Origin of the sequence: Calothrix sp. PCC 7507 (genome assembly GCF_000316575.1) — a bacterium.
Lineage (GTDB): Bacteria > Cyanobacteriota > Cyanobacteriia > Cyanobacteriales > Nostocaceae > Fortiea.
Genome location: NC_019682.1, coordinates 4,570,358 through 4,585,219, shown reverse-complemented (window position 1 = coordinate 4,585,219; position 14,862 = coordinate 4,570,358). Strand labels below are relative to the sequence as shown.

The window sequence follows — 14,862 nt, the reverse complement described above, 5'->3', positions numbered from 1 at the left end:
ATGATGGATATTTGATGATGCCTGTAGCCAATGATGTACAGAATTATAAAGTGGTGTGTTGAGTTTTTTGGGTGGAAGGTTCACCAAAGCCGCAGGTGGGGATTATTTGCGGCGATCGCATCTTTAAGCGTTGTCACGAATGTGATGCTATCGTTGCCTTTGAATGCTCAAAATCCTCCGGCGAGGTCTACTGTAGCGGAATTAAGGGGGGTGTGGTTAACAAATATTGATAGTGATGTGTTGTTTGAGCGCGATCGCCTGAAAAACTCTTTACAACGCTTGAGTGAACTCAACTTTAATACTGTATATCCGGCGGTTTGGAATTGGGGGCACACACTCTACCCAAGCAAAGTAGCAGCAAGTGTAACTGGGAGAGCGATCGATCCCACACCGGGGCTGCAAGGGCGAGATATGCTCAAAGAAATTGTTGAGGAAGGACATAAAAAAGGCTTAACAGTCATTCCCTGGTTTGAATTTGGCTTTATGGCCCCTGCTGATTCCCTACTAGCGAAAAATCGTCCCCAATGGCTCACCAATCGCCGCGACGGTAGCCGCATCGTCAAAGAAGGTAAAGACGATCGCGTTTGGTTGAATCCCTTTCGTCCAGAAGTGCAACAATTCATCCAAGATTTAATCATTGAAATCGTCAAAAACTACGACATCGACGGCATTCAATTTGATGACCACTTCGGTTTGCCCTCGGAATTGGGCTACGATGCCTATACAGTGGCACTCTACAAAAAAGAACACCGGGGACAATCACCTTCCACAGATTCTAAAAACCCAGAATGGTTACGCTGGAGAGCCAACAAAATCACCGACTTCATGAAACGGGTATTCACAGCCATTAAAGTCACTAAGAAAAATTGTATAGTCTCTGTTGCACCCAATCCGCAGCGTTTCTCATACGACTACTTTTTAGCAGACTGGCAAAAGTGGGAACGTCTGGGAATTGTGGAAGATTTAGTTTTGCAAATCTATCGGGATGACTTAAATGTCTTCATCAGCGAATTAGAATACCCAGAAGTGAAAGCTGCACAGCGCCATATTCCCGTGAGTGTGGGGATTTTAGCTGGACTAAAGGGTCGATCTATACCCATACAACAAATTCAGACACAAGTGCAAAAAGTACGCGATCGCCGGTTTGCTGGGGTATCATTCTTTTTCTATGAATCTCTCTGGAATATTAGCAAAGAAAAGCCCCAAGAGCGTCAAGCTGGCTTGCAGAAAATCTTCCCCACGCCAACGGCTTACCCCAATCTACTCGCAGGTTGGAAACCTTAAAATTAGGTTGGGCTATGCTGAACCTAACTTTCCTCTATTAGACATATCCACAAATTAATCCTGCTTTGTCTGAAACCCTTGTAGAGACGTTCCAATCCAACGTCTCTATATTGATTTTTGGATATATCTACTATTTAACTATCGGGGACATTCTGGCAAACTTTTACCAGCATAATTACAATCAAAATGAATTAATGCGTCCCTACTAGAGGCAAACCCTGTAGTTATGGTGTATCTATCACTATTTTCACTGGCTTCCCTTGTCCAAATCTTTAAATAGTAATTATTGTTATCATCAGACCATAATTCATAGCGGTAATTACCACCTGATCCCTCGCCGATCAAGTAATCAGCTAACGCCGCATTTGATGTAAGCAAAAGGCTAAATACAGTCAAAATAGGAATTACAGAAGCTTTAATAATTTGAGTTAATTTCATAGATGCACACGAAACTCACCTTCTCTAGTTTCTATGTAGATGTACTTTTTAACATCAGTAATATTGTTGAATCTGCGTTTCAAAAAAGAGTGAGACAAATGGATTGACGGAACTGAGATGCTTTTTATGTGATTCCCAATCCAAAATCGTATGAGAATAACAAGGATTTTAGGCTATTTTCAGCCCACCTGCGTGGGCTGAAAAGTTGATTTTTTGTAGTCTATGGACACAATCCGGACTTTGTTTGCATATTCGCACCCTTGAAGGTATTGGCGAGGAGAGAAAACACGTCCTAGTCTCTAATCTCTATATTTTAAGGGAGATTTTTTACTGCTTGCTGTTTTATCCCCCTCATCCTCCAATTCCCAAGCGCCCAGCCAAGCCAGGAGTTAGAGGTAACAGGGTGGTAATCATCAAGAACAAGGCTAAAAGACCTAAAGCGGCTCTAGCATCATCGGGTTCACTGACTTCATTCAAACTGGGACGTTCTAGATCCCGTTGTAATAATAAAATCACGATCGCCCAATACATCGCCAGATTGTTAGCCAGTGACACTATTCCCAACAAAATTAAAGTTGCTAGAGTTGCCCTTCCTGCAGTTTTGCGTCCATAAATCGCCTGAATAATGCGCCCACCGTCTAGTTGTCCGGCTGGCATTAAGTTTAAAGCAGTAATGACTAACCCCAACCAACCAATAATTACTAACGGATGGACATTCACCAAGGGCGACTGTAAAGCCGAACCCAGGACAACCCGCGCCAAGCTACCTACCAAGATGGAACCTTGGAAAAACTGATTTGGTACTTGAAACAAACTACCTTGATGGGAAAGCAGCAAACCAGCAATTAGCATCAACAAAGAAAGAATTCCCCCAGTGGCTGGCCCGGCTAAAGCAATATCAAATAGTGCTTTGCGGTTGGGTAACAGTGACTCAAAGCGAGTAATCGCCCCAAAGGAGCCAATTTGCACAGCCGGGAGAAAGAAAGGCCAACTCAGACGGACTTGGTGGCGACGAGCAAGTAACCAATGACCAATTTCGTGACCCACCAAAATTGCTAATATTCCGGAGGCTATGGGCAAAGCTTCTAAAAATCGTTCTGGTTGAGAAAATAAATCAAAATTCAGCAGAATACCTGATGCTTCTAGACTTGTAGCAATGGTTGCAACCAGCAAGATGCCCGCAAATGCTTTTTGGGATGCTGATGTCGGACGCGGGTCATTGCGACTTGGTAAGACAATCACCACGGGTTTTCCGTCTGTGTTTTCGATTAAAAACAGGCGATATTGATCACCCAAACGTTCTTGCAAACTGGCGCTGAGTCGGTTGTGAATCGCTTCTGGTTCTCCCCGGAGATTACCTTTGAAAATGGCTCCTTCTTGGTAAGCGATCGTTTCTGTGGCAAAAAATGTATCAATACCGAAAATGCTTTTAATGGCATTCAAATCGTCTTCTGGGATTGGCGGTGCTTCGGCTTTGATCTCGGCGATGACTGCTGAATCTGCGGGATTTGCTTCATCTGAGGAGTTAGCCGCAAGTCTTGCCGTTGCTCGCTCCTTGAGTATTGCCTCTTGCCCCTCAGCACGCAATTTTTTACCCAAGAAGATATACAATCCAGCAGAAGCCACCACCAAGAACAATATACCAACTATGTTGATATAAATTCCTGTGGCAAACAACCCAAAAAACAACAGCCAAGGAGCCATCAACACCACTGACTGTAACCAGGCTAATACGCCCAGTTTACCAAATGGTCTGGCGCGATAAAAGCCCCAACTCAAAATGCCGAAAGCTACCAACAGAACTGTAGCAATGATAGAAGTTTCTGATGTCAACATCTTCAAACCTTTGCAGATACATTAGACCTACCTGGAAAATACGCCCTAGACTAGAAAGCGTTTATATATAACTAATCTATAACGGCTTGTAGTCTACCCAAATTGGATATGGGAAAAGTAGCGCCAGGGGAGAGGTAGGTTGACAAATTTACTCTTTTTTTGGTACTCTTTTGCTTAAATGTGGGAATCTATACCCATACGTAACAAACACATTAAGTAAATCACCCTTGCATATTAAGACTGACACAAAATTTCGCGCAAAGACGCAAAAGCAGGATTGTTTGCTGAGTGTCTTTGCGTGTTTTCGCAAGGTATAGACAAAAAGATTAAAAGTCCTGACTAAAAATGCATCTTCTAACTCAGGTTTGAGATGACAAAATCATATAGATGATGTGCCATTTGCAATTTAGAGCAAGGGGGGACTTTTTCGTGCCGCCCTTGATTGTCTAAAAATATGGCTTGATTATTGTCGCTGCCAAAACCACTATCAGGTTGATCGATGGGATTAGCAACGATCACATCTAATTTTTTCCGCTGCAACTTCTCTAAAGCCGGCGTGATAATATCTCCCGTCTGGGCGGCAAATCCAATCAACCGCTGATGTGGTTGTTTGAGTTGTGCCAAACTGGCTAAAATATCTGGTACAGGTTCTAGGGGTAAGGCTGTGGGAAGCGATCGCTTAGGCAATTTCTCTGGACTATAATCTTGAGGCTTGACATCCGCTACCGCTGCTGACATGACAATCACATCAGCGCTGGGGAGATATTCCCACATTACCTGCTGCATTTCCTCCGCATTGATCACAGGAATCGCCTGCACCCCCAAAGGTGCATCCCAATTAGTAACGCCATGCACCAAGGTGACATTTGCCCCTCGATGGAGTGCAGCTTGTGCTAAAGCTAGTCCCATTTTTCCTGTGGCAGGATTACCAATAAATCTAACTGGGTCAAGATACTCTCTTGTTCCCCCAGCACTAATCAACACCTGCTTACCTAATAAATCGCGCTGTCCTTTGGTGTGCAACAGTGATTGGATATAAGCTAGAATTTCTTGGGGTTCTGCCATTCTGCCATTGCCAACGCGATCGCACGCTAATAACCCCGACGCAGTACCCATACCATGAAATCGGCTATCTGTCAATAGATGTTGCCAATTTCGCTGCACTGCTAGCTGCTCCCACATATCCGTGTTCATTGCTGGCGCTAACAACACAGGACAAGTAGAAGCCAGGACAGTATTTGTCAACAAATTGTCAGCCATACCACAAGCTAACTTTGCTAACGTATTCGCAGTCATTGGCGCAATCACTAATAAATCTGCCCATTCACCCAAGTCAATATGCAACGGACGAGAGTGATTTGCTTGCCAAAATAGATCATCTGTGTAGGCGGAATGACGGGAAAGAGTGGCTAAAGTCAGAGGTGTGATGAATTCTTGTGCAGAACGTGTGAGAATAACTCGGACTTCTACACCCGTTTTAAACAACTGCGAAACCACCTCACAAACTTTGTAAGCAGCAATCCCGCCGCCTACACCAACCAGAACCCTTGGCTTCAGATTTTTAGTTTGAGGTAGAGGGTGAGACATTAGAGAACAGAATGAAGAATAAAGGTTGAAGGCTCGACTCCATTCAGCTTTAAGACTGAGCGTAGCCGAAGTATTGAAGGTTAAACAATTTCATACTTCATACTTCATACTTCATACTTCATAATTTCCCTAAGCTTCATCATAGGGTTCCAAATCTAAGAGGTAGATATAGGGTTCAACTAACTCTGGACGCTGAAACGCGATCGCTCGCAGTAGATGCCAATCATTTAAACCCTCAAAAGCATTGCTATAATTATCTAGCTCCAGACGTGTAGCTAACTCTTCTACCTCTGCTGCAGTCATGGCAGCAATTTCTTTTTTGGAAATGCTTAGAGTTTTCATAATGCTTGCCCCTCCCTTTTGCAGTATTCGCATTCAGCAAGGGTTAAAGTTGCGCTTAACGCAACCACCCAATCTATATTACTCATTAGATGGCGTAGATTTTGTAAAATTTTTCCGGATTTGTACCAGAATTTACAAAAAAAATGCCAACACTACTAGCCAATGGCATTCTTCACGAAATTTCGGATCACTTCTAACATTTGCGGACTAATTTCATGGCCCATTTCAAATTCCTGGTACTGGACGACAACTGCTAGAGATTCTAGAGTTTCTTTTGCCTTTAAAGCAGCTAACAATGGCACAACTTCATCTTGTCTACCATGCATGATCAAGGTTGGCGGATAACTAGTTTTTTTTACCTTGCCAGCATCAGGATGCAAATAACCACTCATGGAGACCAAACCAGCCAGGGGCAAATTTAATCCTACATCTAAAGTCATCGCCCCACCTTGAGAAAAACCACTCAAAATTGTGCGTGATAGAGGCACACCAGTACTACCCTCTAAAGATTCCAACCAATCTGTCAGTATTTGCCGACTTTCTATTAATCCTTGATACATGTTTTCTTGTCTTAAGTCATACCACGCCCTACCCATTGGGGAATAGGGATAAGGAAAAGGCGCATTCGGAAACACAAAATGGTAATCAGGTAAGTGGAAAAATGGCAACAGAGATGTGACATCGTCAGCGTTAGCGCCCCAACCGTGTAAGCAGACTATTAAACCTGTGGGAGGTTGAGAAGTTGAGGGGGAAATATCAACGAATTGCAAAGACAGAGGTCTACTCCTAGAATCCTAACTGTTCTGGGTAGATTCTATCTCTTTAAACGAGCAACAAAAGTACTTATAGCTTAGTGCGGAACGAATAGCCCTTTTGTCGCCGCTATTGGAGGGTTCTATATGCCACTCCATTCCCTTAAAATGGTTAAAACAAACGAAACCCAACATTATCGAGGTTTGTACCTGTTGCAAAATCCCTTGGATGGCGATCGCGTGGATGTGATACCTCAATCTACCAAATCACATCTGAGTAAAAATTTCTGATTTCCCTGTCTGCTGTGAGAATTGAAGCTTGATTACTCCTGGCTAGGGCGACAACAACTCGATCAACAGGATCTCGATGACCCCATTCTAGTTTGACACTTTCTAACCACACATCTTCATCAATGGGGACAATGCTGACAACGCTGGACTTTTTCAAAGAAGCGACATACTCGTTCATATCAACTCCTAAATCTAGTTTTTTATTTTTGATTTTGATGGCGATTTCCCAGATAGCAGTGGATGGAACAAGACCATTTTTTTCCTTTTCCATTTGCTTGCAGACTTCTTTCGCACCTTGAGAAAGTTGATCTGGATCTAGGCTCCACCAAATCAGAGCGCAAGTATCGAGGACAATCTTCACAGTTCTCCCCATTCTTCTGTTGTGGGAGTTGTTAAATCCTCAAAATACTTCACTTTGCCGCGCATTTGCCCAAATAACTGTTCTGTTGAGGGTGAATTGGCGTATTTAGAAATTTTTACTACTGGTTTCCCTCGATCAGTAACTACAATTTCTTCCCCTTCTGACTCTACAAGTCGCAAGAACTCCAGCAGTTTGCTTTTAAGTTTACTTTTGGAAATGCTTTTCATAATGTTCCTAGTCATGACCCTGGTCATATTCAGAGAATATCACATTTTTCAAGTACCAGGGAAGTGTCATAACTCGAATGCACCTAAGGCTTTCAGGGCTTCTTTTTGAGCTATTGTGATTCCAGTCGCTCCTGTAATATTGGTTCCCTGATAAGGTCTGTCAGGATTGAGGGTTTGCAAACATTCACCTGTTTGGGTATCCCAAATCTGAATGGTGCCGTTTTGACTACCGCTGGCGATGGTGTAATTTTTCGTAGGGCTGATTTGGGGGTTGAAGGCGATCGCCGATCGCATAGAATGAGTGAGAACAGATAAAATCTTTAAGCAAGTCCCTGTCTGCGGGTGCCAAAGTCGCACTGTTTGATCTAAGCTACTGCTGGCGATTATTTCCCCATCGGGACTAAAGGCTACCGACCAAACATTATTACTATGTCCAGCAAAGATATTCAGACATTCACCTGTATTCATCGACCACAGGCGTACTGTTTCATCTTCGCTGGCGCTGGCTAAGATTTGCCCATCGGGACTGAAAGCGATCGCCTGGACTCGGCTGTTATGTCCTGCTAAAATTTGGAGACATTCACCTGTATTCACTGACCACAGGCGAATAGTATGGTCTTCGCTACTGCTAGCGAGAATTTGCCCATCGGGACTAAATCTCACGCACCAAATCCAACTAGCATGACCTGATAATATCTGCAGACATTCACCTGTATTCACTGACCATAAGCGAATGGTTTGGTCGTCGCTACCACTAGCTAAAACTTTTCCATCAGGACTAAAGCTAACTGATTGTACCCAATTGCCATGACCTGGCAAAGTTTGCAGACATTTCCCAGTGTGAGTTGACCAGATGCGGACGGTGCGGTCAACACTGCTACTCGCTAGCAACTTTCCATCTGGGTGAAAGGCTACGGAAGTCACCCAGCCACGATGTCCCGTTAAGGTTTTCAGACAAGTCCCTGTATTCACATCCCACAGCCTCACGGTTTGGTCAGTACTACCACTGGCGATAGTTTGACCATCGGCATTGAATGCTACCGAAAATACTGAGCTTCTATAGCCTTTGAAGGTTTTGAAACATCGACCTGTAGTTACATCCCATAGCCTTACTGTTTGGTCGATGCTACCACTGGCGATAGTGCGACCATCGGCATTAAATGCCACTGAAAACACGGAATTAGCGTGCCCTTGGAGGACGTTGAGGCATTGTCCAGTACTGATTTCCCAAACTCTGACGGTTTGGTCATCGCTGGCGCTCACCAGTGTCTTGGCATCGGGACTAAAGGCGATCGCCCGGACGCGATCGCTATGCTCTGGTAAGATATTCAGACATTGTCCTGTGTTCACCTCCCAGAGGCGAATGGTATGGTCAGCACTACCACTGGCTAAGGTGTTACCATCAGCACTAAAGGCGACTGACCAGACTCGCTCTAAGTGTCCCTGGAAGATATGATTGCATTCTGTGTTGTGATTCCAGAGGCGAATAGTGCGATCGTCACTGCCACTTGCTAAAATTTGACCATCTGGACTGTAGGCGACAGAGAGAATCCTACCTGTGTGACCAGACAAGATTTTTTGACATTCCCCAGTGTGGATATCCCACAATCTCACCGTTGGTTCATCGCCACCACTGGCTAAAGTTTGACCATCGGCACTAAAAGCGATCGCCCAAATTGAACTCCGATGTCCTGTTAAAATCTTTTTGCATTCACCTGTGCTGACATCCCATAAGCGAATCGTTTTATCACTGCTGCAACTTGCTAAAGTTTGACCATCGCCACTAAAGGTAACTAACCAAACCCAGCCTAAATGTCCTTTAAAATTTAATAATAGTTGCCCAGTGGCAACTTGCCACAAACGTAGCCCACCTTCTGCATCCCCCGTAGCTAATAATTTACCATCCGGGCTAAAGGCAACACCACCAAATACAATGCCAAAGGTTTCCGCAAAAACAGACTGACTCAAATCAGCAGATGTGAAATTAACATCATGCAAATTTACTTGTTGTAAATATGCTTGCCAAATCCTTAAATCAGAAAAATTATAGTTAGTTAAACACGGTTGCAATTGACAAAGTAAATTTAAAATATTACCGCCAGCATAGCCAATTTCAATTGACGATTTACCTCGCAGGTTGTTGAGGCATTGACTTAGTAATTTTTCAATTGCATTCCGCTCAGGAAATGCTATTAATAACCGCTCCAGGATAGGTTTGAGGATAAAACGTATTTGCGTCTCTCGCACATAATCTTTAGCTTGTGCTTTGAGTAAGGCATGAGTTTTAAATAAGAGATTTTTCTGACTAGGAATTATTTCTAATGCTGCCTGAATTTCCTGATTTACTTGACTAACTAATCTATCTGTGATATATTCCATCACCACAGGCTGGAGTGAAAACTGTGTAGGCTTAGTCTTCAGGATCAGCGATCGCTGTTCCAGCAATTCTAAAGCGTCAATTAAATTTTGTGGTGATATCGGCGGAAAAATATCAGCACGCAACTCGGAAAATGTCGCCGCATCACGATAAATAGCCAGCCAATAAATCACTGTTTTTTCAGATTCAGAAAGCCCTTGAAATTGTTGGTCAATCAAATTCCGAATGTTGCCAAAAACAAAGGTTTCTTGGTTGAGAAAATCAGTAATGCTGCCATCAAACAAGTTTTGAATAGTGGTGGAAATAATTTTTAATGCTAAGGGATTACCTGCATAACCCGCAATTAACCGCCGCCATTCGTCTTCTGAACCCTGGAAAGTGCCCTTCAACCCTAAAAGTTCTTGTCCATCTGTTTGATTCAATCCCTCCAATTGCAAAGCCCGCACAGGTAAAATTTCCCCTGCTAACAGGTGAACTTCTGGGGGTTGAACTCGACTTGTTAATAATAAACAACTTTGATGACGAATTTCTCCGATTTGTCTAAATATTTCGCCATAAGCTTCATAGCCATCAGCGTAGGATAACTTCGTGGGTTCGCCTTCTTGTAAGATGGTTTCAACGTTATCAAAAATTAACAGACAACGCTGCGATCGCAAATAATGTAATAGCCGCGAAATTTTGCCCGCAACAGTTTCGGGAAACTCAATTTCTTGCTGATTGGACAAGAATTTGAGTAAATCTGTTAGCATTTCTTGTACGGGTGGTGCATTGCGTAGCGATCGCCAAATCACCAACACAAAATCATCCTGTAATTGTTGTGCAACCTTGATTGACAGGGAAGTCTTACCCATTCCTCCCATACCCAACAAACTCAATAGCCGACACCGTTCAACCACAATCCACTGGTGTAACTGCGCTATTTCTGCTTGTCGTCCATAGAAAAAATCCACATCAATCGCATCACCCCAATCTTGATGGGAAGTCGTCACCGGACTGTTGGGGAGATTTGATGGCGTTTTCTGGATAACAACAGGCTGTATATTCGTCCCACCCTCCAACTGAAATCTCCGCTCAATTGCAGAACGAAAACTGGTTTTAGTGACCTTTTCGCCTAAAATTTCTGAAAGGAGTTTCCATAACTTAGGCCCGACATCATGCTTTAAATAAGTTGGAGAATAGCCATATGTATCCGCAATGCGATCGTAACTTTGACGCTCCAAAGACCAAGACTCCCGCAACATCGACTGTTGTAGGTCACTTAAATGCATCCCTGTTTTGGTAAAAACCAGCGTATCAGTAAATGCGAGTGCTTGCTCAATATCCATAAGTGCGATTTCCGGTCTTTGAGTAGCATAATACGACAATCTTCTCAGTTCTACGGTACGGTCAGCTCCCTACTTGAGAGGAACTGTATTTTCTGCGATCGCTACAAGTATACGGTGTAATAAGCTTCAGACTGATTTACTATATGAAGTAGAAACCGGATAAAATCATGACTCTAGCAATTGCTCTGGAACCCACACCTATAGAGACTGATGCTTACGGTATTGTAAGAGTTGCTAAAACTCGCGTTACCCTAGACACTGTTGTTACTGCTTTTCTTGAAGGATGCACACCAGAGGAAGTAAGAGAGCAGTATCCATCGCTACAATTATCGGATATCTACCTAGTTATCGGTTACTACCTCAGACATCGGGATGAAGTTAATACTTATCTTGCAGAACGTCAACTTCAAGCAAACTTGATTCAGCAAGAGGCTGAACAACGTTTTAGTCCTATTGGAATACGAGATCGCTTACTTGCTAGACGCAATCAATCCAGGTAATCTAGAATGGCTCGATTCCTGGCTGATGAGAATTTTAATAACCAAATTGTGCGGGGGATTCTTCGTCAAAGTCCAGATATTGATATTGTGCGTGTTCAAGATGTGGACTTGTCGGGAGCCGATGACCCAACTGTTTTAGCATGGGCATCTCAAGAAGGGCGAATTGTTTTGACTCATGATGTTGCTACGATGACAACTTTTGCATACCAGCGCATTCAAGCAGGATTATCTATGCCTGGATTATTTGAGGTGAGTCGTCGTGTCCCAGTAGGACTGGCGATTGAGGAAATTATCTTAATTGCTGAGTGCAGCATTGAAGGAGAGTGGGAAGGACAAGTAATATTTCTCCCCTTACGATAAACGCTGGTAGTTGTCGCCACCTAACACTACCCTAGTGCGGACGGAACGGAGGGGAGCAGATGAGAAAAATATATTTATTGCGTATTGATATTATATGTTGCAGTTAATTTCTCAAATCTGGAACTGGTTTCTACGGATACTTTTAAAACAAACCGTTCTAATTCTCACACTCATGTTTTGCGTTGGGGTGGGCATAGCTTTGTCAAATATGTCTAGTCTCTCGTCTAGCTTGATTGAATCACAAGCGGTCACCAATGCAGAATTGCAAGCCAAAGCCATTATTGATGCATGGAGCCAATACAGCACTACTGTTTCCGATCGGATCAAGAAAGTTAAAGGGATTAACTTGACTCATGACTACCTGATCAAGGAGGGAGCAATTCCTATCCCTGCAACTTATGCGATTGAATTGGGAAAAATCCTCAGCGAAAACCAGACAGGGATGTCAGTCCGGATGTATAGTGATTACCCGTTTCCCTGGCGCAAAGCCGAAGGCGGCCCCAGAAATGACTTTGAGCGGGAAGCCCTCAGCTACTTGAGAACACATCCTGAAGAAAAAAAATTTTATCGTTTAGAGAAATCCCAAAATCATGGCTTATTGCAATATGGGCAGTCTGTAATCATGAAGCCCACTTGCGTTACTTGTCATAATACCCGTCCTGATAGTCCCAAAAAAGACTGGCAAGTGGGAGACGTGAGGGGTGTTTTAACCATTACTCAGTCCCTAGACAACTTCACTGATCAAACTAACAAGAGTATAAAAACAACATCTTTTATGTTGGGGGGATTATCCATATTGGGAATCTCTGGGATTACTTTGGTGACTGGGAGGTTACGCCAAACTGCTAAAGAGTTAGAAGGGCGTGTGCGAGAACGTACAGCAGATTTAGCCGCAGCCAACACAGATTTAGAAAAAAGGAATGTGCTGATTCGCCAGGTATTTGGACGGTATCTGAGCGATGAAATCGTCGCCAACTTACTTGAAAGCCCCCAAGCATTAAAACTTGGTGGCGAAAGACGTAAAGTTACCATTCTTACCTCTGATTTAAGAGGATTTACTGCCGCATCAGAGCGATTATCTGCCGAAGAGGTAATCCATGTCCTCAATATCTATCTTGAATATATGGCAGATGCGATCGCTCAATACCAAGGAACGATTAATGAATTCATGGGTGATGGGATTTTGGTTCTGTTTGGGGCCCCAACACCAAGAGAAGATGACGCTGTTAGGGCTGTAGCCTGTGCTTGTGCTATGCAATTAGCAATGGGTGCTGTCAATGAAAGGCTGAAAAATCTCGGCTTCCCGCAACTAGAAATGGGTATTGGTATTAATACAGGACTCGTAGTTCTGGGAAATATTGGCTCAGACAAACGTGCTAAATACGGCATTGTTGGTAGCCAAGTCAACTTAACTTACCGCATTGAATCCTACACAACAGGAGGACAAATTCTCATTTCCGAACCGACTTTAAAAGCAGCAGGTGCAATTGTGAGAGTCGGCGGGCAAAGACAAGAACAAATGAAAGGAATTAAAGAACCAGTTACCATCTATGAAGTTTACGGTATCGGTGGATTCTACAATCTATTTTTGCCTAGAGAAGAAGAGGTATTTTTTAACATTCCTAAACCAATTCCCATCCAATACATGATTCTCAATGAAAAGCAGATTGGTGAAACTGTGTTCTCAGGAAATATAGTTCAGATATCTCACAAAGGAGCGAAGATTTGCACCGAGAATATAGAAAATAATTGCTTGCCCTCGGCATTGACAAATATTAAACTCAACTTATTGACACCTCAAGACCCAGCATGGCGTAGTGAAGATGTTTATGCCAAAGTATTAGAAAAATCGGCAGAGCTAGGAAATTTTTATATCCATTTCACCACCAAACCTCCTGCTGTCCAAGCAAGATTTGACTTTCTATATAAATCACTTAACCCATCAAAGTAATGGGGCAGGGGGCAATAAATAAATTACCTAGCCCCCAGTCCCCAATGCCCTTATTGCAGATTAACTTTCACGACTTTGTGCTTTTCTGCTTCAGCTTTAGGGAGAACTAGATTCAAGATTCCATCTTTATATTCTGCTATGACTTTGGTGTTTTCAACGCGAGTAGGTAAAGGGATTACGCGCTGAAATTTGCCATAGCGGAATTCACTCTTGAACACACCTTTATCTTCAGTTTGCGTTTTAGAATTCCGCTCACCACTGATGTAAACAGATGTTTCTGTGACTTGTAAGTCTACATCTTTAGCATCAATTCCTGGTAGCTCTAGTTTCAGATGAATAGCCTCAGAGGTTTCTTGTAACTCAGCAGCAGGAACTCTAGAAAAGCCTCGTTCAACTAAATTGGATGGTAATAGATTTTCATCAAATAGCTGGTCAATTTGACGTTGTAAAGTTGTAAATTCTTGCCAAGGATTCCAACGAATTAATGTCATATCCTACCTCGTATATTGACTTGCTTTTTTTCAATCAATGCAGGATTAATTCCTTGCTTTGTTCTTATAGTATTGAGAATTAAGATTAGTGTAAATTCGGTTTTTATCACCTGGCTCGTGATGATTACCGAACCTAAATATGTACCTGTGAAAGGTACGGTAAACCAGAATGCTGAGGTCGGGTAAACTAGATTACATAAAAATAAGACTCAATGATACTATGAGAAATATAGGAATCTAATTTGATTTTCAAACACATTTAAGTATTGGTAGGCTGGGCAATGCCCAACATATCCGGCTTTTGTAAGACATAGCCCTGCCTACTATAGGATTAGTATTTGATTTATGAAATACACGTAGGGTGGGCACTGCCCACCGTATCATGGTTTTGGTGGGCAATACCTAGGCTGTTAACTCTGTGTATTTTTCGGGAGTGATAATTCATGCAAAATATATGTCATTGCAAACGAGAACGACTTCGTTGAACTAACATACGAGGGCTTGCTTGTATACATCCTATGGGATGATGACCAGATTTAGTAGTAAGTTTAAATTTATTTTGGTGTGTCGAATAACTGCTTTCTATAAAGGTTTAGCTAAATGCTAAACCTTTTTTGTCAATCACTTATTCATTGAAAGCGATGAGAAACTCCATCCCCTAGAAAGCGTGACGCTGCACGAACGTGGGTGGAGAGGGATAACAGCTTAAGCTAAAACGCCTATTCCTGGAAGTCGGCAGG

13 protein-coding genes are annotated in these 14,862 nt (G+C 42.8%); 4 read left to right on the top strand and 9 right to left on the bottom strand.

The window, feature by feature from the left end; genetic code table 11:
• Positions 1-30: 30 nt before the first annotated feature.
• On the top strand, positions 31-1,284 hold the full coding sequence (locus tag CAL7507_RS19595) for a glycoside hydrolase family 10 protein (RefSeq protein ID WP_015130231.1): 1,254 nt from the start codon (positions 31-33) through the stop codon (positions 1,282-1,284).
• 138 nt (positions 1,285-1,422) lie between these two features.
• Here CAL7507_RS19595 and CAL7507_RS19590 read toward each other — a convergent pair whose 3' ends face one another.
• The 8 genes from CAL7507_RS19590 to CAL7507_RS19555 form a co-directional block, all read right to left on the bottom strand.
• Positions 1,423-1,722 carry a hypothetical protein gene (locus CAL7507_RS19590; protein ID WP_015130230.1) on the bottom strand — a complete coding sequence of 100 codons (300 nt, stop codon included), beginning with the start codon at positions 1,720-1,722 and terminating at the stop codon, positions 1,423-1,425.
• Between the two features lie 351 nt (positions 1,723-2,073).
• Positions 2,074-3,558 carry a site-2 protease family protein gene (locus CAL7507_RS19585; RefSeq protein WP_015130229.1) on the bottom strand — a complete coding sequence of 495 codons (1,485 nt, stop codon included), beginning with the start codon at positions 3,556-3,558 and terminating at the stop codon, positions 2,074-2,076.
• Positions 3,559-3,912: 354 nt separating this feature from the next.
• The gene (gene coaBC, locus CAL7507_RS19580; protein ID WP_015130228.1) at positions 3,913-5,145 is read right to left on the bottom strand and encodes a bifunctional phosphopantothenoylcysteine decarboxylase/phosphopantothenate--cysteine ligase CoaBC; all 1,233 of its coding nucleotides are present in this window, start codon (positions 5,143-5,145) and stop codon (positions 3,913-3,915) included.
• Positions 5,146-5,274: 129 nt separating this feature from the next.
• Positions 5,275-5,487, bottom strand: coding sequence for a DUF2555 domain-containing protein (locus CAL7507_RS19575; protein ID WP_015130227.1), 213 nt, complete (start codon positions 5,485-5,487; stop codon positions 5,275-5,277).
• A 155-nt stretch (positions 5,488-5,642) separates the two neighbouring features.
• On the bottom strand, positions 5,643-6,257 hold the full coding sequence (locus CAL7507_RS19570) for an alpha/beta hydrolase (protein WP_015130226.1): 615 nt from the start codon (positions 6,255-6,257) through the stop codon (positions 5,643-5,645).
• 241 nt (positions 6,258-6,498) lie between these two features.
• The gene (locus tag CAL7507_RS19565) at positions 6,499-6,891 is read right to left on the bottom strand and encodes a type II toxin-antitoxin system VapC family toxin (RefSeq protein ID WP_042341413.1); all 393 of its coding nucleotides are present in this window, start codon (positions 6,889-6,891) and stop codon (positions 6,499-6,501) included.
• On the bottom strand, positions 6,888-7,118 hold the full coding sequence (locus CAL7507_RS19560; protein WP_015130223.1) for a type II toxin-antitoxin system Phd/YefM family antitoxin: 231 nt from the start codon (positions 7,116-7,118) through the stop codon (positions 6,888-6,890). Before CAL7507_RS19560 ends, CAL7507_RS19565 begins: the two co-directional genes overlap by 4 nt.
• Before the next feature lie 66 nt (positions 7,119-7,184).
• Positions 7,185-10,820 carry an NB-ARC domain-containing protein gene (locus CAL7507_RS19555; protein ID WP_015130222.1) on the bottom strand — a complete coding sequence of 1,212 codons (3,636 nt, stop codon included), beginning with the start codon at positions 10,818-10,820 and terminating at the stop codon, positions 7,185-7,187.
• Between the two features lie 167 nt (positions 10,821-10,987).
• On the opposite strand from CAL7507_RS19555, the gene CAL7507_RS19550 reads away from it, so the two are divergent.
• The 3 genes from CAL7507_RS19550 (at position 10,988) to CAL7507_RS19540 (ending at position 13,631) form a co-directional block, all read left to right on the top strand.
• A complete protein-coding gene (locus CAL7507_RS19550) occupies positions 10,988-11,320 on the top strand; it encodes a DUF433 domain-containing protein (protein WP_015130221.1) in 333 nt (110 codons plus the stop codon).
• Between the two features lie 6 nt (positions 11,321-11,326).
• Entirely contained in the window at positions 11,327-11,680 is a 354-nt protein-coding gene (locus CAL7507_RS19545; RefSeq protein ID WP_015130220.1) for a DUF5615 family PIN-like protein, read from the top strand.
• Positions 11,681-11,888: 208 nt separating this feature from the next.
• On the top strand, positions 11,889-13,631 hold the full coding sequence (locus CAL7507_RS19540) for an adenylate/guanylate cyclase domain-containing protein (protein WP_236556783.1): 1,743 nt from the start codon (positions 11,889-11,891) through the stop codon (positions 13,629-13,631).
• Positions 13,632-13,681: 50 nt separating this feature from the next.
• Here the strand turns inward: CAL7507_RS19540 and CAL7507_RS19535 are convergent, their stop codons facing one another.
• On the bottom strand, positions 13,682-14,122 hold the full coding sequence (locus tag CAL7507_RS19535) for an Hsp20/alpha crystallin family protein (RefSeq protein WP_015130218.1): 441 nt from the start codon (positions 14,120-14,122) through the stop codon (positions 13,682-13,684).
• Positions 14,123-14,862: the final 740 nt, after the last annotated feature.